At 70.5% G+C, this 20,071-nt stretch carries 23 protein-coding genes; 12 read left to right on the forward strand and 11 right to left on the reverse strand.

The features are described from left to right. The 3 genes from E1294_RS13420 to E1294_RS13430 all read right to left on the reverse strand — a co-directional run bounded on the left by E1294_RS13420 (position 1) and on the right by E1294_RS13430 (position 2,395). Entirely contained in the window at positions 1-555 is a 555-nt protein-coding gene (locus E1294_RS13420) for a CGNR zinc finger domain-containing protein (RefSeq protein WP_132508342.1), read from the reverse strand. Positions 556-936: 381 nt separating this feature from the next. Then, positions 937-1,164 carry a DUF3073 domain-containing protein gene (locus tag E1294_RS13425; RefSeq protein ID WP_132508344.1) on the reverse strand — a complete coding sequence of 76 codons (228 nt, stop codon included), beginning with the start codon at positions 1,162-1,164 and terminating at the stop codon, positions 937-939. 151 nt (positions 1,165-1,315) lie between these two features. Beyond that, entirely contained in the window at positions 1,316-2,395 is a 1,080-nt protein-coding gene (locus tag E1294_RS13430) for a Glu/Leu/Phe/Val family dehydrogenase (protein ID WP_132508346.1), read from the reverse strand. Positions 2,396-2,498: 103 nt separating this feature from the next. Here E1294_RS13430 and E1294_RS13435 point away from each other — a divergent pair, with 103 nt between their 5' ends. Both E1294_RS13435 and bldC read left to right on the forward strand, forming a co-directional pair. Beyond that, a complete protein-coding gene (locus E1294_RS13435) occupies positions 2,499-3,362 on the forward strand; it encodes a DUF8083 family protein (RefSeq protein WP_132508348.1) in 864 nt (287 codons plus the stop codon). Between the two features lie 323 nt (positions 3,363-3,685). Beyond that, positions 3,686-3,889: a developmental transcriptional regulator BldC gene (bldC, locus tag E1294_RS13440; RefSeq protein WP_013133571.1), complete on the forward strand. Its 204-nt coding sequence runs from the start codon at positions 3,686-3,688 to the stop codon at positions 3,887-3,889. A 145-nt stretch (positions 3,890-4,034) separates the two neighbouring features. On the opposite strand, the gene E1294_RS13445 is transcribed toward bldC, so the two are convergent. Beyond that, positions 4,035-4,607: a TetR/AcrR family transcriptional regulator gene (locus tag E1294_RS13445; RefSeq protein WP_132508350.1), complete on the reverse strand. Its 573-nt coding sequence runs from the start codon at positions 4,605-4,607 to the stop codon at positions 4,035-4,037. A gap of 223 nt (positions 4,608-4,830) precedes the next feature. Between E1294_RS13445 and E1294_RS13450 the strand changes: the two genes are divergently transcribed. The 4 genes from E1294_RS13450 (at position 4,831) to E1294_RS13465 (ending at position 8,829) form a co-directional block, all read left to right on the forward strand. Beyond that, complete coding sequence (locus tag E1294_RS13450) at positions 4,831-5,880, forward strand: LacI family DNA-binding transcriptional regulator (protein ID WP_246082991.1); 1,050 nt, start codon at positions 4,831-4,833, stop codon at positions 5,878-5,880. A 165-nt stretch (positions 5,881-6,045) separates the two neighbouring features. Continuing rightward, entirely contained in the window at positions 6,046-6,294 is a 249-nt protein-coding gene (locus E1294_RS13455) for a hypothetical protein (protein WP_132508352.1), read from the forward strand. Between the two features lie 88 nt (positions 6,295-6,382). Continuing rightward, complete coding sequence (locus E1294_RS13460; protein ID WP_132508354.1) at positions 6,383-7,240, forward strand: N-acetylmuramoyl-L-alanine amidase; 858 nt, start codon at positions 6,383-6,385, stop codon at positions 7,238-7,240. Continuing rightward, positions 7,237-8,829: a beta-N-acetylhexosaminidase gene (locus E1294_RS13465; protein WP_132508356.1), complete on the forward strand. Its 1,593-nt coding sequence runs from the start codon at positions 7,237-7,239 to the stop codon at positions 8,827-8,829. The genes E1294_RS13460 and E1294_RS13465 overlap by 4 nt, the downstream gene beginning before the upstream one ends. An 89-nt stretch (positions 8,830-8,918) precedes the next feature. Here E1294_RS13465 and E1294_RS13470 read toward each other — a convergent pair whose 3' ends face one another. From E1294_RS13470 to E1294_RS13480, 3 genes are read right to left on the reverse strand one after another with little or no spacing between them, the layout of a single operon-like run. After that, complete coding sequence (locus E1294_RS13470; protein ID WP_132508358.1) at positions 8,919-9,473, reverse strand: GNAT family N-acetyltransferase; 555 nt, start codon at positions 9,471-9,473, stop codon at positions 8,919-8,921. Positions 9,474-9,482: 9 nt separating this feature from the next. Then, the gene (locus E1294_RS13475; RefSeq protein ID WP_132508360.1) at positions 9,483-10,541 is read right to left on the reverse strand and encodes a quinone-dependent dihydroorotate dehydrogenase; all 1,059 of its coding nucleotides are present in this window, start codon (positions 10,539-10,541) and stop codon (positions 9,483-9,485) included. 6 nt (positions 10,542-10,547) lie between these two features. Beyond that, entirely contained in the window at positions 10,548-11,198 is a 651-nt protein-coding gene (locus E1294_RS13480; protein WP_132508362.1) for a response regulator, read from the reverse strand. A gap of 19 nt (positions 11,199-11,217) precedes the next feature. Between E1294_RS13480 and E1294_RS13485 the strand changes: the two genes are divergently transcribed. The 3 genes from E1294_RS13485 to E1294_RS13495 all read left to right on the forward strand — a co-directional run bounded on the left by E1294_RS13485 (position 11,218) and on the right by E1294_RS13495 (position 13,656). Next, positions 11,218-11,592 (forward strand): tautomerase family protein, encoded by a 375-nt coding sequence (locus E1294_RS13485; RefSeq protein ID WP_132508364.1) that lies wholly within the window; start codon positions 11,218-11,220, stop codon positions 11,590-11,592. A 39-nt stretch (positions 11,593-11,631) separates the two neighbouring features. After that, complete coding sequence (lpdA, locus tag E1294_RS13490) at positions 11,632-13,011, forward strand: dihydrolipoyl dehydrogenase (RefSeq protein ID WP_132508366.1); 1,380 nt, start codon at positions 11,632-11,634, stop codon at positions 13,009-13,011. A 153-nt stretch (positions 13,012-13,164) separates the two neighbouring features. Next, positions 13,165-13,656 (forward strand): hypothetical protein, encoded by a 492-nt coding sequence (locus E1294_RS13495; protein WP_246082992.1) that lies wholly within the window; start codon positions 13,165-13,167, stop codon positions 13,654-13,656. A 7-nt stretch (positions 13,657-13,663) separates the two neighbouring features. Here E1294_RS13495 and E1294_RS13500 read toward each other — a convergent pair whose 3' ends face one another. After that, the gene (locus E1294_RS13500; protein ID WP_132508368.1) at positions 13,664-14,521 is read right to left on the reverse strand and encodes a fructosamine kinase family protein; all 858 of its coding nucleotides are present in this window, start codon (positions 14,519-14,521) and stop codon (positions 13,664-13,666) included. 81 nt (positions 14,522-14,602) lie between these two features. On the opposite strand from E1294_RS13500, the gene E1294_RS13505 reads away from it, so the two are divergent. Both E1294_RS13505 and E1294_RS13510 read left to right on the forward strand, forming a co-directional pair. Then, positions 14,603-15,454 carry an alpha/beta fold hydrolase gene (locus E1294_RS13505; RefSeq protein WP_132508370.1) on the forward strand — a complete coding sequence of 284 codons (852 nt, stop codon included), beginning with the start codon at positions 14,603-14,605 and terminating at the stop codon, positions 15,452-15,454. Positions 15,455-15,488: 34 nt separating this feature from the next. After that, positions 15,489-16,109 (forward strand): TetR/AcrR family transcriptional regulator, encoded by a 621-nt coding sequence (locus E1294_RS13510; RefSeq protein WP_132508372.1) that lies wholly within the window; start codon positions 15,489-15,491, stop codon positions 16,107-16,109. On the opposite strand, the gene E1294_RS13515 is transcribed toward E1294_RS13510, so the two are convergent. From E1294_RS13515 to E1294_RS13525, 3 genes are all read right to left on the reverse strand, one after another. Then, positions 16,094-16,681 carry a class I SAM-dependent methyltransferase gene (locus tag E1294_RS13515; RefSeq protein ID WP_132508374.1) on the reverse strand — a complete coding sequence of 196 codons (588 nt, stop codon included), beginning with the start codon at positions 16,679-16,681 and terminating at the stop codon, positions 16,094-16,096. The genes E1294_RS13510 and E1294_RS13515 overlap by 16 nt on opposite strands. A gap of 150 nt (positions 16,682-16,831) precedes the next feature. After that, positions 16,832-17,464: a response regulator gene (locus E1294_RS13520; RefSeq protein WP_132508376.1), complete on the reverse strand. Its 633-nt coding sequence runs from the start codon at positions 17,462-17,464 to the stop codon at positions 16,832-16,834. Then, a complete protein-coding gene (locus tag E1294_RS13525; RefSeq protein WP_165977261.1) occupies positions 17,461-18,510 on the reverse strand; it encodes a sensor histidine kinase in 1,050 nt (349 codons plus the stop codon). The genes E1294_RS13520 and E1294_RS13525 overlap by 4 nt, the downstream gene beginning before the upstream one ends. A gap of 100 nt (positions 18,511-18,610) precedes the next feature. Here E1294_RS13525 and E1294_RS13530 point away from each other — a divergent pair, with 100 nt between their 5' ends. Next, the gene (locus tag E1294_RS13530; protein ID WP_132508380.1) at positions 18,611-19,969 is read left to right on the forward strand and encodes an alpha/beta fold hydrolase; all 1,359 of its coding nucleotides are present in this window, start codon (positions 18,611-18,613) and stop codon (positions 19,967-19,969) included. The last annotated feature ends 102 nt before the right edge of the window (positions 19,970-20,071 follow it).

Here is a 20,071-nt window from a genome sequence, read left to right on the forward strand (position 1 = left end):
TCACTTGTGCCGCTGGTAATAGCGGGCCACGCGGACACGGTTGCCGCACAGGTCGGGCGAGCACCAGCGACGTCGCGGGTGGGCCGGGAGGAACAGCAGGCGACATCCCGGCCCTTCGCAGCCGCGCACCTTGCCCACTCCGGGGTCGGTGAGCAGGGCCACGGCGGCCTCGGCCAGCTCGGTCAGCAGGCGGTCGAGCGGCGTGCCGTCGCGGGCCGCGCCGCGCCGTAGCACCGCGCCCTGCACCTCCAGACAGGGATACGCGGGGGCGACGCGAAGTGCCTGGTTGAGCGCCTCGACCGCCTCGGGCGGCGGCGGTGCGGCCTGGCGAGCCGCCTCCAAAGCCCGCTCCACATGGCCGCGCAGGTCGCGGACGGCGGCCAGGTCGTCGGGGCCGAGCGGAGCCTCGGGCACGGTCAGCCGGCCGGCCCGCTTGGCGAGCCAGGTATGAAGACCTTCCGCCGTCGCCAGGGCGTCGTGGTCGCGGCCCGACGGCGTGCGGACACTCGTGTTGACCAGGTCGAGTGCGAGGGGCTCGCCTGTCACCAGATCCATGCACCTAATGGTACGACCTGGCCCTTGACACATTAGCCACGAGGTGCGTCCCCTCGCATCCGTACAGACGGCCGACGTCCTGGGCCTCCGGCAGCGGGTGATCGCACACCCGGACGCGCGCACCGCCGAGCACCTCGACCATCGCGCTCCATCCGAATGGCAGGCCCTGGGAACGCGAGCGCCGCCCGCCCATGCTCGGGTTGCGGGGGCGGGGAGCCCCGATCTTCGCCTGACCGGTCATGACCGGCTTCCTCAACGAGCCGGTCCACGAAAAAGCCGCCCACGTGACGAAAGCCCCACGGTTGCCCGTGGGGCCCGACGAGTGCGGGCAGGGATCCGGCACGATCGCCGGGCCCTCCGCCACGTCACCCAGAAGAACGGCTATCGGCGGCCGGCACGGCCGTCGTCGTCGTCTCCTGCGCCATAGTCATCGGCGTAATCGGCATAGCGATCCGCCAGCTCATCGTTGAGGTCGTCGGCGTCGTCATTGCGGCTGGAGTCTCCGACCCCGAGTTCGTCGCGAAGACGGTCAAGATCCGTGCCACCGCTGTTGTACTTCAGCTGGCGAGCAACCTTGACCTGCTTGGCCTTTGCTCGGCCGCGCCCCATTGGCTCGACCCCCTCGTGTGGGGTCGTCCCCGACCCCTCGTCGCTAACGCACCACACACTGACGCCGCCTGACTCCGGGCGTCAGCCTATCGTTCGCCTATTACCGTACCTGTTTTGTGCCCAGCTCGGTACGTCGTATGGGCGCGGGGCGTCAGTGGCCCAGCCAAATGGCCCGTATCCGCCCGACTTCCGACATTCTGCGCTCCGCCAGCCTATCTGCTGCGACCGCGGGAGGGACGCCCTCGTCGGCCGCTATCGCGAAGATTTTCAATGTCGTGTCATAGATCTGGGTGGCCCTGGACCGGGCCCGCTCCATGTCGAAGCCCTCGATCTCGTCGGCGACCTGGATGACGCCGCCCGAGTTGACGACATAGTCGGGTGCGTACAGGATCTCACGTTCGGCGAGCTGCTTCTCCACGCCGGAATGCGCGAGCTGGTTGTTGGCCGCCCCGCAGACGATCTTCGCGCGGAGCTCGGTGACCGTCTCGTCGTCGAGCACCCCGCCCAGCGCGCAGGGCGCGAAGACGTCGATGTCGGAGCGCGCCATGGCCCGCGCGTCGGCCACCACGTCGACCTCGGGGCGGCGCGCGCGCACGCGTTCGACCGCCTTGGGGGCGACGTCGCAGATCACCACCTCGGCGCCGTCTTCGCGCAGGAGCTCGACCAGGCGGTGACCCACCTTGCCCACCCCTTCGACGCCGACTCTCCTGCCGTGGAGCGACGGTGTGCCGTAGACGCGCTCGGCAGAGGCCCGCATGCCCTGGAACACTCCGAAGGCCGTCAGGATGGACGAGTCGCCGGCCCCGCCGTGGGCCGGCGTGCGGCCGGTCACATGGCGCGACTCACGGGCGATGAGGTCCATGTCCTCGCTGAAGGTGCCCACGTCGCAGGCGGTGATGTAGCGTCCGCCGAGCGACTCGACGAACCTGCCGTAGGCGCGCAGCAGCGCCTCGCTCTTGTCGCGCGCCGGGTCGCCGATGATGACGGCCTTGCCGCCGCCCAGGTCGAGGCCGGCCAGCGCGTTCTTGTAGGACATGCCCTTGGCGAGGTTGAGCACATCGGCCAGCGCCGCCTGCTCGTTCTCGTACGGATAGAAGCGGGTGCCTCCCAGCGCCGGGCCCAGCGCCGTGTTGTGGATGGCGATGATGGCACGCAGGCCGCTCTGCTCGTCGGCGCAGAAGACGACCTGCTCATGCACGTCCTTGTGGGACGCTCCGAAGACTTCGGTCACGGTAGTGACTCCCTGTCCGGTCCGCCGCACCTTCGCGGCGGAGATCGCCTCATAGCCTAGTCTCGACAGTGCGCGCGGGTTCGCTTCGTGACACGATGCCTCCGTGCTGCCCTATGCCGCCTACCTCCGCGTCTATGAGCCACTGACCGCGTTCGCCGAGCCTGAGCGCAAGCTGTGGGCCGACTACGCCGACTCACGCGACCGCCCGCGGCGCGCGAACGCGCTCAACGCGGAGCACGACGAGTCGGTCATGCGTCTGCTCGGCATGCCCCCTCAGCCCGTTCCCGCCCAGGAGAGCCCCAACGCCTATCTGCGGCGCGTTGAGGACCGCCTGTACGTTTGCCCATGGCAGACCCGTCTGCGCTCGTGGCTGGCGTTCTCAAGGCTGCGTGGCGCCACGCCGGCGAAGCTGATGGACCGTCTGGTGCCCAAGACGATCGCCGAGCAGACCGCCGACGACTTCGATCGCTACAAGCGCAGGGCGGGGTCGTCCGCGCTGCGCACGCACATCCGCACCACGACGTGGCACGTGCCACCGGCCTGGTTCGTGCCGTTCGACGGCAACGAGCGCTGGCTGGTGCTCGGCTCCGCCACCCCGGGGCAGGACGTGACGACGACTACGGGGCGTAACCTCATCTATGTCACCTCCATGGCGCAGGCCAGGCGGCGGGCTGCGCGGGCGCTCAACGTGCTGCGCCGGCACCTCGGCGACGTGGCGCCCAATTTCGACGTCGAGGACATCGCCAGGTGGCTGGAGGAGTTCCACCCGCACTCGCTGGTCGAACTCGACTACGGCGGCCTCGTGCGCCTCATGGACGACGACGCGCTGCAGGCCGACCAGTCGGTCGCCGAGCTGTCCGCCGCCCTCACCGGCCTGGACACGGGTCAAGAAGAACTTGCCTACGCCATGTATCAGAGGGTCATCCTGCGGTGGAAGTCAATGCAACAACTGGAATCTGCCAACTGAACCCCAATACGGCCGTCTGACCTGCATGAGTAGGTCACGTCTCGCGGCTGCTCTCTTCTGCGAACTGAGTAGTTTGCCGTTTTCACTGCGATACCACGAACCGTGTCGCTAGAATCACCGAGCGTGACATGGCCACGGGGGGCGGGCAGTTGGGTCAAAGAAGGGCTCGCCAATCGCTCTGCGTGGCGGTATGGTCACATCGGGTGATGCCGCATATGGCTCAGAAAAGCCGCACGCTCTGCGCCATAGGGGGACATCCGTGACACGCGCAAAGGCAGTCACAGGATCGCTAAGCCGGTCCACACGGAGGAGAGGCCGCACAAATGTCAGCTCGTACACCCGAGGCCGAGCCGCTGCTCACGCCCGCTGAGGTCGCGACCATGTTCAGGGTCGACCCCAAGACCGTTACGCGGTGGGCCAAGGCGGGCAAGTTGACGTCGATTCGTACCCTCGGCGGTCATCGGCGTTACCGGGAGACCGAGGTCCGCGCACTGCTCGCGGGGATCCCGCAGCAGCGCTCGGAGTAGCCGAGAGGGTCGTCACGGACCTCAGGGGGGTTGAGGGTGGACCAGGCGTGCAACGAGCCCGGTCCACCGTGTGACGACGTGACGTCGCATGGGAAGTTGGCGCCGCCCGCCCGGCGCCATCCTTCCCGGCTTCCGTCTCCCGCCGTTACGCCAGCCGCTCCAGCAGCCCGGCGACGTCGCCGTCATACCTCGCGGCGACCCCGAGCAGCGCGACCATGTGATCGACCAGCATCTTCTCGAGCGTCGGTCGCTCCACGTCACGGTGCTCCAGCCAGTCGAGGCCGGCCGTCTCCACGGAGGCGATCCACGACCTCAGCGTCGTGCGCAGCACCGGGCTGGGCTCCTCGACACGCATCTGCTTCTGGATGAGGCGGAAGAGGCGCCGGCGCACGCCGTCGACGATCTCGCCCACCTCACCCGCCCTGTTGGCGGGACCGCCGCGCAGGAGCGCGGCGAACCCGGCCGCGTGCTCCTCGACGAAGTCGAAATACCGTTTGAGCCCGGAGGCCAGCTCGTCGAGCGGCCTGCCGCCCTCATGCGGCCGCAGCCGGGACTCCAGCTGCTCCGCCGCGCTCCTCAGCGCGGCCACGTAGAGCTCCTGCTTGCCGCCGAAATAGTGGTAGACCAGGGCCCGCGAAGCCCCCGCCGCCGACGCCACGTCGTCGATCGAGACGTCTTCCGCGTCGCGCGTGCTGAACAGCTCCAGAGCCGCCGCCATGAGCTCCTCGCGACGCCGGTCGACGCTGAGCCTGCGCCGAGCCGGACGCGCCTTCTCAGCTGACTTACCTGGTGTCACATCTGCACAGTATCCGACCTGTGCCCCAGCCGAAGGTGCCGCCTGTCCGGCCAATATCGGGCTCTCTGTAACGGAGGCCGTACCCTGCGGCTAACTCGATCGTTTGGTCAGACAGGTGCCCATATCCGCATCGCGGGGGAGACACATGTCAGGACCGCCCGTCAACACGTCATCCATCGCCGAGCTCAGAGAGGTAGACACCCTGCCTCGGCCCAGACCCACCATCCGCAACGTCGCCGAACGAGCCGGCGTCTCGAAATCGCTGGTCTCACTCGTGCTGCGCGGATCTCCGCACGTGAGCGAGCACCGGCGCCAGGCCGTGCTGCAGGCCGCACGTGAGCTCGGCTACCGGCCGAACGCGGTCGCGCGAAGCCTGGTCGAAGGGCGTACCCACCTGGTGGGAGCGCTCGTCGCCAACCTGCACAACCCGTTCTACGCCGAGTTCCTCGACGGACTTCAGGAGAGCCTGCACGGCGACGGCCTGCGCATGCTGATCGGGAACAGCCAGTGGGATCCCGCGTTCGAGGACGAGGCCGTGGAGGCCTTCCTCGAGCTCAGAGTCGACGGGCTGGTCCTGCTGGGCATCGCTCCGACCAGCGAGACGCTGATCGAGGCCACCTCCTACACGCCTACGGTCGTCGTAGGGGAACGTGACATCGAGCTCGACGGCGTCGACATCGTGGTCGACGACGACCAGCTCGGCGCCCGCCTGGCCATCGACCACCTGGTCGAGCTCGGCCACAAGCGGATCGCGCACATCGAGGGCCCCCGCTCGTCGCGCTGCGAGGGCTATCTCGTGGCGATGCGCAGGCACTCGCTGGCCCCGTACATCATGGTCGAGGCCGCGGACGCGACCGAGGACAGCGGCAGGGAGGCGTCGCTCGCCCTGCTGACCCGCGACCCACGGCCCACGGCGATCTTCGCGGCCAGCGACGCGGTCGCGCTCGGCGTGCTGGCGGCCGCCGCCGACCTCGGCCTGCGCGTGCCCGAGGACCTGTCGGTGGTCGGCTACGACAACACGCACCTCGCGGCCTCCCGCCACATCTCGCTCACCTCCGTCGACCAGCCCCGCCGTGCCATGGGCAGGTCGGCGGCCGCGCTGCTCAGCGACCGCATCGGAGACCCCGCCAAGGGCTCCCGCCTGCGGGAGGTGCGCTCCGAACTGATCGTGCGACGGAGCACGGGGCCCGCCTGAGGCGAAGGGGAAACCTGCGCGGCAAGCCGGCGCCGCGGCAGGTTTCCTGTTGCCCAAACCTGGGTCAAGCCGCGTGGCGGCGCGACGACGCGCCGGTTTACTCGTCAGGGTCATGCTAAGAGTGGCCGGCTCGGTCCGGTCACGGTCTGATCCGGGGGAACAGTCATGCGTGATCCGGAACTGGTGTCCTGCGCCCAGCGCGCCGCGGCGGAGCTCGAGCGCGCCTGGGGCCACTGGCGAACGGGCCGGGGGCGGGGCGCCGACGCCACCGCCGAGTCGGTCGCCAGCTACGTCGCCCACTCTCTCGACCATCCGTGGGGCCGTCCCCGCGTCGTCCTCGGCCTCGACGCCGAGGACGCGCGGGAGCTGGCCGCCCTGCTCGAACGGCAGGAGGTCGGCGAGCGCGTCTGGTAAGAGCACGTCCGGCGAGGACGCGACGCGTTCGCACCGCACTCGGCATATGAGCCGTCCTGATCTCCTGGCTTCACGTAAGTTGGACGGCATGCGTGCTCTTCCCGTCACGGTCCTCGCCGTCTGCGGCCTGATCGCCTCCGCGTGTGGCGCCACCGGCTCCGGTGACGCCGCGGCAGGTCGGGCCGCCACCACGAGCACGAAGGAGCAGGCCCCGTCCACGGCGCCCGCCAAGACGATCGATCCCCTCGAAAGGCCCGCCGGGCCTCAGGAGACGCGGGAGGCGCGGCCACTCGACGGGATGGTCATCGTCATCGACCCGGGCCACAACGGCGGCAACTACCGCGCTACGAAGGCCATCAACCGCCAGGTCGACGTGCTGACCAGGAAGAAGGCCTGCGACACCACGGGCACCGCCACCAACGATGGCTACAGCGAGGCCGCGTTCACGTGGGACGTGTCCACCCGGATGGTCAAGATCCTCGAAAGGCGCGGTGCCACGGTCAAGCTGACCCGGTCGAGCAACGACGGCGTCGGCCCCTGCATCACCCGGCGCGCCGCCATCGGCAACAAGGCCGGGGCGGACGCCGCGATCTCCGTGCACGCCGACGGGTCGGCGCCGGCCAACCACGGCTTCCACGTAATCATGCCCAAGAAGATCAACGGTCCGGTCGACGAGGTCGTGGACGATTCGAGCAGGCTCGGCATCGCGGTGCGTGACGCCTTCGCCAAGGGCACGGGCCTGCCCTACTCCACCTACATCGGCAGGAAGGCACTCGACTACCGCAACGACCTCGGCGGGCTCAACCTGTCGACGGTGCCGAAGATCTTCGTCGAGTGCGGCAACATGCGCAACGCCGCCGAGGCGGCCAAGTTCCGGCGCCCGAAGTTCCGGCAGAAGATCGCGCTGGCGCTGGCCAACGGATTGCAGCACTATCTCAAAGCATGATTCCTCGCCCTACGCTGCACAGTGATCTCTCCGTTTCCTTCGAACTGGCCTCAGGCGCCACGGTGTCCGGCGACCTGGCCGACGCCGTCCGGCTCGCCCTTCCCCTGCTCGACCTGCGGCCGGGCGACTCGGGTGAGATCGACGTCCGGCAGGACGCCGTTCTTGGCGCGGAGGGCTACCGGCTGACCACCGGGTCCAGGGGTGTCGAGATCGTGGCCGGCGGGCGGGCGGGCGCGTTCTACGCGGCCCAGTCGCTGCACCAGTTGCTACCCCCTGCTTCCTACCGGGCCTCCGAGCAGGCGTCGTGGCCCGTCCCAGGGGTGCGGATCGAGGACGCGCCGCGCTTCCCCTGGCGCGGGCTGCACCTCGACGTGGCTCGGCACTTCTTCCCCAAGCGGGAGCTCCTCCGCCTGATCGACCTGATGGCGGTGCACAAGCTCAACCGGCTGCACCTGCACCTGGTCGACGACCAGGGGTGGCGGGTGGAGAGCCGGGCCTACCCGCTGCTGCACGAGGTCTCCTCGCACCGGCCGCGCACGGCGGTCAACGCCCATGGCGAGCCGGACGCGTACGACGACGTCCCGCACGGCGGCTACTACACGCTCGACGACCTGGCGGAGATCGGCGCCTACGCCCGCGCCAGGTGCGTCACGATCGTGCCCGAGATCGACGTGCCGGGGCACGCCTCGGCGATCCTGGCCGCCTACCCGTCGCTGGGGGCCACCGGCGAGCGCTACGACGTGCTCGACCGGTGGGGCATCTCCCCCGCGATCCTGTCGCCGCTGCCGCCGACCGTCGAGTTCCTCACCGCGATCTTCGACGAGCTGATCGGGGCGCTGGGCGAGACCCCCTACGTGCACATCGGCGGCGACGAGGTGGTGCTCGACCACTGGACCGCCTCCACGGAGATCACCGCCTACCGCGACTCGCTGGGCCTGTCCACGTCCGTCGAGTTGCAGGCGTGGTTCCTGCGGCGGCTGGCCGACGTGCTGGCCGAGCGGGGGACGCGAACCGTGGTGTGGGACGAGGCGTTCGTCGGAGGCGGGCTGCGCCAGGACACGATCGTCATGCCGTGGCGCGGCATGGGCGTGGGCCGTCGTGCCGCCGCCGCGGGGCACGACGTGGTCGCGACCCCGGTGTTCCCGCTGTATTTCGACTACGCGGAGTCCGGCTCCCCCGACGAGCCGAGGGCCATCGGCGACACCATCACCCTTGAGGACGTCGCCGCCTTCCGCCCGGCGCCCGAGGACTGGACGGACGACGAGCGCGCCCGGGTCGTGGGCGCGCAGGCGCAACTCTGGAGCGAGCGCGTGCCCGACGCCCGCACGGTCGACTACAAGCTGTGGCCGCGGGCCTGCGCGCTCGCCGAAGTGGCCTGGTCGGGCGGGGCCGCAGAGGGCTTCACGGACCGCCTGGAGCGGCACCTGGGCCGGCTCGACGCCATCGGGGTGGAATATCGACCGCTCGCGGGGCCGCACCCGTGGCAGCGGCGGCGCCCGCACCGGCCGAGCGAGATGCCCATGTCCGAACGGATGGTCCGCATCGAGGCCATGACGCACGACCCGGAGTCGACCCGGCCCAGCCTGTGAGCCGGGCGGCGCCCCCGGGACCGCCGCTGTGAAGGCCGGGCGGGCGCTCTTGGGACGTGCTCGCCCGGCCGCCGGTCAGGGCCGGACGGTCAGAGGGCCGGACGGTCGTTGAGGATGCGCTGGAAGAGCCGGTGGTCCTGCCAGCACCCGTCGATCTCCAGATAGCGCGGCGCGGTGCCGTAGAGCTCGAAACCGGCCTTGCGGAGCACGCTCTGCGAGGCCACGTTGTCGACCAGGGTGCCCGCCGCGATCCGGTGCAGGCCGAGGTCCTGGTCGGCCATCCGGCACACCGCCAGCACGGCTCGGGTGGTCAGGCCGCGCCCCGCGTAGCCGGCGTCGATCCAGTAGCCGAGGTCGGCGCTGAGCCACGGGCCGCGCACGATCGTGTTGAGCGTCATGCGGCCCACGACGCGGTTGCCATGGACGAGCAGCCACGGCATCGCCCGGCCCTGCGCCTGCTGCGCGAGCAGGTCTTTGAGCCGGTAGACCTGGCCGGGCAGGGTGAAGAACTCGGCCGGCCGCCGGGGCTCCCACCGGCGCAGATGCTCGCTGTTGCGGACGTAGGCGTGGAGCAGGGCCTCGGCATCGCGCTCGGCGGCCGGGCGCAGGACGACACCGTCGGTGAGGGGCACCTCTGCGATCACGGTTCCAGCCTAGTCTCGGGCGCTGCGGCCGATCGCGTCCGCGATCGACGTCATGCCGTGGCGGCGCACCCGGCGGGAGAGCTGCCGGTGGATGCGCGAGGCCCACAGCGGGCCGCCGTAGATCCAGCCGGTGTAGCCCTGCACCAGCGTCGCCCCGGCCAGGAGCCGCTCCCAGACGTCGTCGGCGTCCTCCACGCCGCCCGCCGACACCAGCGTGAGGCGGTCGCCCACCCTGGCCCGGAGCCGCCGCAGCACCTCCAGCGAGCGGGCCTTGAGCGGGCGGCCGGACAGCCCGCCGGTCTCGCCGCCGTGCCTGATCGTGGTGTTGGTCGCGATGATCCCGTCGAGGCCGAGCTCCACCGCCAGGTCGGCGACCGCGTCGACGTCCTCGTCGGCGAGGTCGGGCGCGATCTTCACCAGCAGCGGCGTGCGGCGCGGCATGCTGTCGGCGACCTCCTTGACCGCGGTCAGCAGCGGCCGCAGCAGGGCGACCGCCTGCAGGTTGCGCAGGCCGGGGGTGTTGGGCGAGCTGACGTTGACCACCAGGTAGTCGGCCATGGGGGCGAGCTCTTTGGCTGCGGTGACGTAGTCGGCCACCGCCTCGGACTCGGGCACCACCTTGGTCTTGCCGATGTTCACCCCGACCACGACCGGGACGCCGCGTGTGCGGCGCAACCTGCGGGCCGCGGCCGCCGCGCCGGCGTTGTTGAAGCCCATCCGGTTGATCAACGCCCGCTCGCGTACCAGCCTGAACAGGCGCGGCCGGGGGTTGCCCGGCTGGCCGTGGGCGGTGATGGTGCCGACCTCGACGTGCCCGAAGCCGAGCGCGGCGATGCCCTCGGCGCACGCGGCGTCCTTGTCGAAGCCTGCGGCCAGCCCGAGCGGGCCGGGGAAGTGCACCCCGAACGCCGTCACCCGCAGGGCCGGGTCGTGCGGCGCGAACGCCCGGTGCAGCAGCCGCTTGAGCAGCGGCAGCCGCGCGAGGAGCGCGAGTGCGCTCACGGTGAAGTGGTGCACGGCCTCGGCGTCGAAACGTCGCAAGACCTGCGTGAACACGAGGCGATACATCACGGGTCAGGCTACCAACCCGGCCTCGTAGGCGATGATCGCGGCCTGCACCCGGTTGCGCACGTCGAGCCGGGTGAGGATGGCGCTGACGTACGCCTTCACCGTGCCCTCCACGATGTGCAGCCTGCGGGCGATCTCGGCGTTGGACAGGCCGGCGCCGAGCAGGCCTAGCACCTCCCGCTCGCGGTCGGTGAGGCTCTCGACGCGGTCACGCGCCTCGGCGCCTCTGGCCATCCGGCCGCCCGACAGCTGGGTGATCACCCGATGGGCGACCTTGGGCGACAGGTACGCCGCTCCCTCCGCGACCGCGTGGATCCCGGCGATCAGCTCGCGCGGGTCTCCCGACTTGAGCAGGAACCCGGCGGCTCCCATGTCGAGCGCCTTGGCGATGTAGTCGTCCTCCCCGAACGTGGTCAGCATCACCACGGCCACGCCCGGCGCGGCCCTGCGCAGCTCGGCGGCGGCCGCCAGCCCGTCGAGCCTGGGCATGCGGATGTCGAGCAGCGCCACGTCGGGCCAGTGGCTGAGGGCCAGGTCGACGGCCTGTCTGCCGTCGGCGGCCTCGGCCACCACCTCGAGCGACGGGTCGGACGCGAGGATCGCCCGGACGCCCGCTCTGATCATGGCCTCGTCGTCGGCGAGGAGTATGCGGATCACGCCTTCTATATTGGCCCCCATGGCACAAGTGAAGGTGTTCGGGCGCAGGGACGTGTGGGCGGGCCGCCAGCGTGAGGTGTCGGACCTGGTCCAGTCGTGTCTGGTGAGCGCCTGGGGACTGCCCGAGGAGAAGAGGTTCCACCGGTTCCTGCTGCTGGACGCCGACGACTTCGTCTGCCCGCAGCGCGGCGAGCGCTATCTCGTCATCGAGGTGGTCTGCTTCACCGGCCGCAGCGACGACGCCAAGCGGGCGCTGATCCGGGAGATCTACGCGAGATCCGGCTATGATCCCGAAGACGTCGAGATCACCATCATCGAGATGCCCAAGGTCAACTGGGGCATTCGGGGGGTTCCCGCTGACGAGCTCGCCCTGCCGTACAACGTGGAGGTCTGACGTGTGGGGTGACGGCGGCCGGACGGTATGGTCCGACTCATGAGCACTCACTATGACGTCGTCGTTCTCGGCGCGGGTCCAGGAGGATATACGGCCGCCGTCCGCGCCGCCCAGCTCGGACTGCGGACCGCGGTCGTCGAGGAGAAATACTGGGGTGGCGTCTGCCTGAACGTGGGCTGCATCCCCTCCAAGGCGCTGCTGCGCAACGCGGAGCTCGCCCACATCTTCAACCACGAGGCCAAGACCTTCGGCATCAGCGGCGATGTCAGCTTCGACTTCGGCGCGGCCTTCCAGCGCAGCCGCAAGGTGGCGGACGGGCGGGTCAAGGGCGTCCACTACCTGATGAAGAAGAACGCCATCACGGAGTACGACGGCCGGGGCACGTTCCTGGACGCCAACACCCTCCAGGTGAACGGCGAGACGATCACGTTCTCCCACTGCATCATCGCGGCCGGGGCCACCACCAGGCTCATCCCGGGCACGCAGTTGTCGGAGCGCGTGGTGACGTACGAAGAGCAGATTCTCACCGAGGACCTGCCGGGCAGCATCATCATCGCGGGCGCCGGCGCGATCGGGGTGGAGTTCGCCTACGTGCTGCACAACTACGGCGTCAAGGTGACGATCGTGGAGTTCCTCGACCGGGTCGTGCCGCTGGAGGACGAGGAGGTGTCGGCCGAGCTGGCCAAGCGGTACAAGCGGCTCGGCATCGAGGTGATGACCTCCACCCGCGTCGACGGCATCGAGGACACCGGCTCCTCCGTCAAGGTCACCGTCACCAAGGACGGCCAGACGCAGGTGCTCGAGGCCGACAAGGTTCTGCAGGCCATCGGTTTCCAGCCGCGCGTCGACGGCTACGGGCTGGAGAAGACGGGCGTGGCGCTGACCGACCGGGGGGCGATCGCCGTTGACGGGCGCTGCCGGACGAACGTGCCGCACATCTTCGCCATCGGCGACGTCACCGCGAAGCTCATGCTGGCGCACGCCGCGGAGGCCATGGGCATCATCGCGGCCGAGACGATCGGCGACGCGGAGACCATGGAGCTCGACTACGTGATGATCCCGCGGGCGACCTACTGCCAGCCGCAGGTCGCGAGCTTCGGCTACACCGAGACGCAGGCGCGCGACCTGGGCTACGACGTGAAGGTGGCGAAGTTCCCGTTCACGGCCAACGGCAAGGCGCACGGGCTGGGCGACAGCGCCGGCTTCGTCAAGATCATCAGCGACAACACGCACGGCGAGCTGATCGGCGCCCACCTGATCGGGCCCGACGTCACCGAGCTGCTGCCCGAGCTGACCCTGGCCCAGCAGTGGGACCTGACGGTGCACGAGGTCGCGCGCAACGTACACGCGCACCCGACGCTCGGCGAGGCGGTCAAGGAGGCCGTGCACGGCCTCGCCGGACACATGATCAACATGTAGGACCGCCGGCGATCGGTACGGCGGGCCGCCGTACCGGTCAGCTGGTGCATCGGCATTTCTCACCAGATCTTCAGAAACCATCCATTTTTCTCCCAGGATGCCTGGGAAGTTTGGAGTCGACCGAAGACTCCTTCGCATCGGACGGTGTCCCGCATGTCCTCCACCCCCGCCGAAGACACCACTGTGCAATCGGCCCGCCGCCGGCGTGCTCCCGCAGGCCCCTCGATGCTCAGGCTCGGCCTGCTTGCCCTGGTCGCGATCGGCATCGCGGGCGCCGCGGCCGAGCTCGCCTTCGAACGCCACTGGGGCAGCCCGACGCAGCTGATCCCGTGGGCGACGCTGGCGCTGCTGACGGTCGCGCTGGTGCTGGTCGCGCTCCGCGACTCCCCCGGCACGCTCACCGTGGTCAGGGTGCTCGCCCTGATCGTGTTGCTCGCGGCGGCGTACGGCGTGTTCACCCACGTGTCCGTCAACCACGGCATGGGCGCGATGGACCCCGCGTGGGACTCGCTGTCGCCGCTCGCCCAGTGGTGGTCGGCGCTGACGAAGTCGGTCGGCAACGCGCCCCCGCTCGCGCCCGGCATGCTCGCCCAGAGCGCGCTCCTGCTCCTGCTGGTCTCGACGGTCCGGCGGCCGGCGAGATGAGCCGCCGCTAGGCGAACGGCGCGATGATCTCGCGCACGGCCTCGGCACACTCGGCGGCGTAGTCGTCGTGCGCGATGCTGCTCAGCAGCTCCCGCAGGTGGAACAGGGGCAGGCGGTCCCGCCAGCCGCCGTCGAGACCCGCCGCGTCCGCGTACACCTCGAAGAAACGATCAGAGGCGGGCGGGCGCGGCGAGCACCACAACATGCTGAGGTCGGCCTCCGCCCAGCTGTAGGAGACGGCCGGGTCGATCAGCGCGGGGCCGCCGGCCTGGCCGGACAGGATGTTCTCGCGCCACAGGTCGCCGTGCGTCAGCACCGGCGGCCGTGGCGGCAGCAGGTCGGGCAGGGCGGCGCAGAGACGTTCGAGCGTGCGTCGTTCCGCGGCGTCGAAAGCCGCTTCCACCAGTGGTTCCGGGAGCCAGCGCAGGATCCGGCGCCGCGCGAAGAAGGTGTGCCCGTCGGTGTCCCACGTGTTGTCCTGCCGCAGGCGCCCGAGCCAGCCGTCCCGGTGCCAGCCGAACCGGTCGCTCCGCGTGGTCGTGTGCAGGTGGGCGAGGGCACGGGCCAGGTCTTCCCAGAAGCGTTCGTCGTCGTCGCGGCGCGGCGGTAACGGCTCCAGCACGAGCAGGCGGGGCGTGACCGCCAGCACCTCGGGCGTGGTGACGCCCGCGCCACGCAGCACGCGCAGCCCTTCCGCCTCGACCTCGAACAGGTCGTGGACGTCGGCGCGCAGCGTCTTGGCGAACACGCGGGAGCCGTCGCGCAGGGTCGCCAGCCCGGCCAGCGCCACCACCCCGCCCTGAACGGCCTGCGCCGTGACCGCGTCGAACCCGGCCGCGCGCAGCCGGTCGAGGAGAAGATCCATGAACGCATATCCAACCAGAACTGGCTATTGTTGGTCACATGACTTGGTCGCAAGACCAACATTTACGGGGAGGAACCCTCCATGCGCGTCATGGTGAACGGCACGTCGTTGTTTGTGGACGTCGAGGGCCCCGCCCTCGTGCCCGACGGTGACACTATGCGAGCCAAGCCCACGCTCCTGCTGCTGCACGGCGGTCCGGGCCACGACCACTCGATCTTCAAGCCGACGTACGCGCGACTGGCCGACCTCGTCCAGATCGTCTATGTCGACCAGCGCGGCAACGGCCGCAGCCAGGACTCCGACCCTTCCACCTGGCACCTCGACCAGTGGGCCGACGACATCCCCGCCTTGTGCGACGCTCTCGGCATCACCAAGCCGATCGTGCTCGGCTGGTCCTTCGGCGGCATCGTCGCCATGCACTACGCCGCCAGGCACCCCGATCACCCCGCGAAGCTGATCCTCCAGAGCACGATGGCCCGCATGGACGTCGACCAGGTCGTCGAGGGGTTCCGCGCGGAGGCGGGCGAGGCGGCGGCGCTGGCGGCCAAGGCGTTCCTCACGGAGGGCACGCCGGAGACGTTCGCGGAGTTCGGGCGGTTGTGCGCGCCCTCCTACAGCCCGGAGCCGGCCTTCCCCTCCCCCGAGGACATCCAGGCGATGATGCGGATGATCCCCAACCCGGAGCTGACGATGAGCTTCATGTCGCGGGAGCGCTTCGACCTGCGGGGCGAGCTCGAAAACGTCCGCTGCCCGGCGCTGGTGGCGGCGGGCGCGCGCGACCCGATCACGCCGCTCACCTCGGCGCGAGAGATCATGACTGGCCTGCCCGCAGGGGCACGGCTGGAGGTCTTCGAGGAGTCGGGCCACTTCATTGCCGACACGGAGGGCGAACGGTTCTTCGCGCTGCTGCGCGCCTTCATCGAGGCGCCATGACGACCTGCCCGGCCGCGTTCGGCGGGGTGCCGCGATGACGTACCTGTCCGCCGGCGAGCGGCGGCGCGTCATCGTCGACGCCGCCGTCCGCGTGATCGCCACCGAGGGCCTGGCCCGCGCGACCACCCGCCGCATCGCGGAGCAGGCGGGGGTGCCGCTCGGCACCCTGCACTACTGCTTCCGCAACAAGGACGAGCTCAACCTGCTCATCCTCGGACGCGGCCGCGCCACGATGCTGGCCGCCTTCGAAGGGCTCGACCGGAGGGCCGGGTTCGAGGCGACCGTGCGCGAGGTCGTGGCGACGTACTGGCGGTGGATCCGCGACCACCACGGGCTGCATCTCGCACTGATGGAACTGCTCATGTGGGCCATCCGCAACAAGGAGACGGTCGGCCCCGGCCGGGACCTCTGGGCCGAGGTCAACGCCCCGCTCGGCGGTGACCTCATCGACTCCGCCCTGACCGCCGCGGCTGGGCGGGACGGCCTGCGCACGGCCGTGCCGGTGCCCGAGCTGGCCCGGTTCCTCATCCACCGGATGGACGGCCTGGTCTTCGAGTTCGCGGAGACGTCGGACGAGGCGAGCTGCGAGCGGCAGACCGTCCTCCTGGCCGACGCACTCATCCTCCTGGCCCTGCCGCGTCAGGGTTTGCGGTAGGCGAGCAGGTATCTCCAGAACAGCAGCCGCCGCAGGCGGAAGACGGGCAGCAGGACGCCCGCCTCCTGCCGGATCTCCGCCAGCGTCATCTGGGGCTGCCGGACCGGCGCGGGGGACGGCTCGCCCCGGCCGGCCATGGCGAGCCTGACCGCGGCGTTCGCCGGGACGGCGGCCAGGCTCCAGGCCAGGTCGGCGAGGGTCGACTCGCGGTAGCAGCCCAGAATGGCCAGCACGCCGCCGGGGGCGAGCGCGTCACGCAGCATGGCGACGGTGCCGAACGGCACGTGGTGGATGCTCGCCAGGCACGAGATGTAGTCGTAGTGGTCTTTGAGCAGCTCCGTCTCCGTGATGTCGGCGCAGCGGAAACGCGGCCCTCCACGGCCCTGCGACGCCGCGACGGCGGATTCGATCACCCGCGCCGACGGGTCGACGGCGTCGACCTCCATGCCCAGCTCCGTGAGCCGCCGCGCGAAGCGTCCTGTGCCGCATCCGACGTCGAGCGCGGTGCGGCTCTCACGGGGGACGAGGCGCAGGAGCATCCCGTGATAGTGATCATTGTGATCGAAGGCCATGGGTGAACTCTGCCAGATTCGCCACAGCGCGAGGACCAGGTTCAGCCCGAGGCGCGATGAACATGCGGTCGGCCTTTTCCCATGCTTTCCCGGTGAAAAGAAAGCGAGCCGGAAAAGGCCGCTCGAAATCACCACAAGGGCGATGAAGCATCAGGAGGCGGCGTCGCGGAGCAGCAGTGCCGCCTGGACGCGGTTGGCGCAGCCGAGCTTGGTCAGGATACGGCTCACGTAGGTCTTGACCGTCGCCTCGCTCATGTGGACGCGCCTGCCGACCTCGGCGTTGGACAGCCCTTCCGCCACCTGCCGGAGGACGTCCAGCTCGCGCGGGGTGAGCGCGGCCAGCCGCCGACCGGCGTCGCGACCGCGCTCGCCCGCGTCGAACGAGACCATGCCCAGCACGTGCCGCGTCACCTCGGGCGACAGGTACGCTTGTCCCGCGTGCGCGGCACGGACCGCCCTTATTAATTCCGCTGGATCACAATTTTTGAGGATAAATCCAGAAACGTTCCGCTGGAGCGCCAGGCGTACGTTCTCCTCGTCGCCGAACGCGGTCAGCATCACCACCCGCGTCTCCCCCAATTCCGCCGCCGCGGCCAGCCCGTCGAGCACCGGCATCGCGATGTCGAGCAGCGCCACGTCCACGTGCAGGCGGCGGGCGGCGAGCACGGCCGCACGCCCGTCGCCCACGCACGCCACCACCTCGATGTCGCCCGCCGACTCCAGAACGGCACGGATGCCGGCCGTGATGAGCGGCTCGTCGTCGGCGATCAGCACCGTGATCATGCCGGCGCCCCCACCGCGCCCTGCGCCAACGGCAACATCGCGACCAGCCGGAACTCGTACGGCTCCGCGTGCACCCGCAGCAGCCCGCCCGCCGCGCGCACCCGCTCGGACAGCCCGGCAAGCCCCACGCCGCCCGACGTCACCCGCCCGGTGCGGGTGACAGCCGGGTTGGCCACGCTGACCAGGAGGGCATCGGGCTGCCAGTCGAGCGACACGCGGATCGGCGCGCCGGGCGCGTGTTTGGCCGCGTTGGTCAGCCCTTCCTGGACGACCCGGTGGGCGGCGTGCCCCGCGTCCGCCTCCGCGAGCGGCGCGGCCGAGCCGGACCGCTCGACCGTCACCGTGAGCCCCGCGGCCGCGGCCCTGGCCACGAGCTCGTCGATGCCCTCCACACCCGGCCGGTCCGCGTGGCGCAGCGCGCCGACCACCTCGTGCAGCTCCGCCATGGCCGTACGGGCCGTACTCGCCAGGCTCCGCACAGTGCCGCGCTGCTCGGCGGGCAGCGCGGCGACCTCCAGTGCGGCAGCCTGCACCGAGACCAGGCCGAGGAGGTGCCCGAGCGAGTCGTGCATGTCGCGGGCGATGCGCAGCCGCTCGTGCAGCCGTTCGCGCTCGGCGGTGAGCTCCCGTTCCCTGCGCTGGTGCTCGCGCTGCTGGGCGAGGTAGCGACCGGCCAGCACCGGCAGCGCGGTCAGCACCCCGGCGCGGGCCAGCACCACGAACGGATCCGGCGCGAACGCGGTGCGCTGCGCGATCATCAGGAGCGCGCCCAGGTGGGCGACGGTCGCGACGAACGCCACGATCGCGTCCCGCCGCCAGGAAATGCGGTGCCCGGCCTGGTAGCCGGTGCAGACGAGCAAGGCGTACGAGCCGCCGGTGAGGACCGCCAGGCTCAGGGCGACCAGGAACGCGGCGAGCGGCCTGCGCGGGGACACCGCCATGGCCAGGCCTGTCACCGCGGCGAACGCGGCCAGGGCCCAGCCCTCCGTCCCGACCAGCCACAACAGCGCCGTATCGGCGGCCGCCACCGCCACAACCCAGGCCATACGCCTCACCCTACTCATCGACATCCGTCAACTTTGGAGAACAACCTCCGGCGACTTCCGGCGGCAGACGGGCGGGGCGCCCGGTTCGTAGCGTGCCGACGTGATCCGAACTCTCCTGGCACTCACCGTGCTCACCACACCCGCCCCGGCCGCGCAGGACCTCCAGTGGGCCGCCTGCCCCGGAGACACCAAGTCCGCGCTCCAATGCGCGGACCTGCCCGTCGCGGTCGCCCCCGGCAGCGACGGGAAGCTCACCCTGAAGGTGGCCCGGCTGCCCGCCACCGGCGAGAAACAGGGAACCGTGATGATCAACTTCGGCGGCCCGCAGGGCGACCAGATCGCCATCATGCGTTCCGTGCCGCAGATCTTCGCCAAGATCCGGCGGTCGATGGACGTCGTGACGTGGGACCCACGCGGCTACCCCGGGCTCGGCGAACCGGTGCTCCAGTGCGACTGGAGCCCGCTGCGCACCCCCGCCTTCCCCGACGACCAGGCGGGGCTGGACCGGCTCGCCGCCGCGAACAAGACCAGAGGCGACCGGTGCCGGAGCACGGATCCCGAGCTCTTCGACCACATGGACTCCGCGAGCGACGCCCGCGACGCCGAGGCCATCCGGCGCGCCCTCGGCGAGGACACGATGAACTTCATCGGCACCTCGTACGGGGGCACCATCGCCCAGGCGTACGCCCGGCAGTTCCCCGAGCGGGTGCGGACGATGTACGTCGACGGCACCGGCAACCACAGCACCCGGAGCTGGGAGCGCGAGCTGACCGCCATCGCCCGCGACCACGAACGGCTGATGGACCGGTTCTTCGCCTGGGCGCCCAAGGGCACGGAGCGGCGCTGGCGTGAGCTGGTGGCCAGGGCCGACAGGGAGCCGATTCCCGCCCCGAAGGTGAAGGCCCGCTACGACGGCACGCAGCTGCGCTCCCTCGCCGTCCAGAAGGGGAAGCGCGGCCCCGCCGAGTGGGACGCCCTGCTGGCGGCCATCAAGGCGGCGGAGGGCGGCGACGCCTCGGGGTTCGCGCCGCGCGGGCGGGATCCGTACCCCGGCCTGACGGGTGGCGGCGTGAAGGAGTGCCTCGACTTCCCCAGGCCGGATAGTCAGCGGAAGCTGGCGCGCACGGTCAAGCGCCTGCGGAAGGTCGCGCCCAGCATGGGTGCCGCGTTCCCGCTGGCCTGGCACGCCCCGCTCACCTGCGCGGGCTGGCCCGCGCCGGTCGCCAACCCGCCGTCGCCGCTGCCGGGGAAGCTGCCGCCGATGCTGGGGGCCGGGACGTGGCTGGACTATTCGCCGACGTCACGGGTCGTCGAGCAGGTCAAGGGCAGCCGGATGATCAAGTTTGACGGCCCGGGGCACAACCTCTTCGCCGCGATGGCGAACGCGTGCGTCATCGACCACGTCAGCGCGTACGTCACCACGCGCAAGCTCCCGCCGCGCAACACCGAGTGTGCCTGACCACCTCGGCTGTCGTTTTCGCGACATGTCGTTGTTTACTCAGGCGGAAAATCCGCTACGAGCAGGCGCGATGCTCCATTCTCTTGAACGAGTGAAGCCTGG

This window comes from Nonomuraea diastatica (assembly GCF_004349015.1).
GTDB lineage: Bacteria > Actinomycetota > Actinomycetes > Streptosporangiales > Streptosporangiaceae > Nonomuraea > Nonomuraea diastatica.

Bases quoted from the DNA above. Each gene is read 5' to 3' on its own strand.
- E1294_RS13420 (WP_132508342.1), bottom strand. From the start codon at position 555: ATGGATCTGGTGACAGGCGAGCCCCTCGCACTCGACCTGGTCAACACG.
- E1294_RS13425 (WP_132508344.1), bottom strand. From the start codon at position 1,164: ATGGGGCGCGGCCGAGCAAAGGCCAAGCAGGTCAAGGTTGCTCGCCAG.
- bldC (WP_013133571.1), top strand. From the start codon at position 3,686: ATGTCAGCTCGTACACCCGAGGCCGAGCCGCTGCTCACGCCCGCTGAG.
- E1294_RS13445 (WP_132508350.1), bottom strand. From the start codon at position 4,607: ATGGCGGCGGCTCTGGAGCTGTTCAGCACGCGCGACGCGGAAGACGTC.
- E1294_RS13450 (WP_246082991.1), top strand. From the start codon at position 4,831: ATGTCAGGACCGCCCGTCAACACGTCATCCATCGCCGAGCTCAGAGAG.
- E1294_RS13455 (WP_132508352.1), top strand. From the start codon at position 6,046: ATGCGTGATCCGGAACTGGTGTCCTGCGCCCAGCGCGCCGCGGCGGAG.
- E1294_RS13460 (WP_132508354.1), top strand. From the start codon at position 6,383: ATGCGTGCTCTTCCCGTCACGGTCCTCGCCGTCTGCGGCCTGATCGCC.
- E1294_RS13465 (WP_132508356.1), top strand. From the start codon at position 7,237: ATGATTCCTCGCCCTACGCTGCACAGTGATCTCTCCGTTTCCTTCGAA.
- E1294_RS13475 (WP_132508360.1), bottom strand. From the start codon at position 10,541: ATGTATCGCCTCGTGTTCACGCAGGTCTTGCGACGTTTCGACGCCGAG.
- E1294_RS13485 (WP_132508364.1), top strand. From the start codon at position 11,218: ATGGCACAAGTGAAGGTGTTCGGGCGCAGGGACGTGTGGGCGGGCCGC.
- lpdA (WP_132508366.1), top strand. From the start codon at position 11,632: ATGAGCACTCACTATGACGTCGTCGTTCTCGGCGCGGGTCCAGGAGGA.
- E1294_RS13495 (WP_246082992.1), top strand. From the start codon at position 13,165: ATGTCCTCCACCCCCGCCGAAGACACCACTGTGCAATCGGCCCGCCGC.
- E1294_RS13500 (WP_132508368.1), bottom strand. From the start codon at position 14,521: ATGGATCTTCTCCTCGACCGGCTGCGCGCGGCCGGGTTCGACGCGGTC.
- E1294_RS13505 (WP_132508370.1), top strand. From the start codon at position 14,603: ATGCGCGTCATGGTGAACGGCACGTCGTTGTTTGTGGACGTCGAGGGC.
- E1294_RS13510 (WP_132508372.1), top strand. From the start codon at position 15,489: ATGACGTACCTGTCCGCCGGCGAGCGGCGGCGCGTCATCGTCGACGCC.
- E1294_RS13515 (WP_132508374.1), bottom strand. From the start codon at position 16,681: ATGGCCTTCGATCACAATGATCACTATCACGGGATGCTCCTGCGCCTC.
- E1294_RS13520 (WP_132508376.1), bottom strand. From the start codon at position 17,464: ATGATCACGGTGCTGATCGCCGACGACGAGCCGCTCATCACGGCCGGC.
- E1294_RS13525 (WP_165977261.1), bottom strand. From the start codon at position 18,510: ATGGCCTGGGTTGTGGCGGTGGCGGCCGCCGATACGGCGCTGTTGTGG.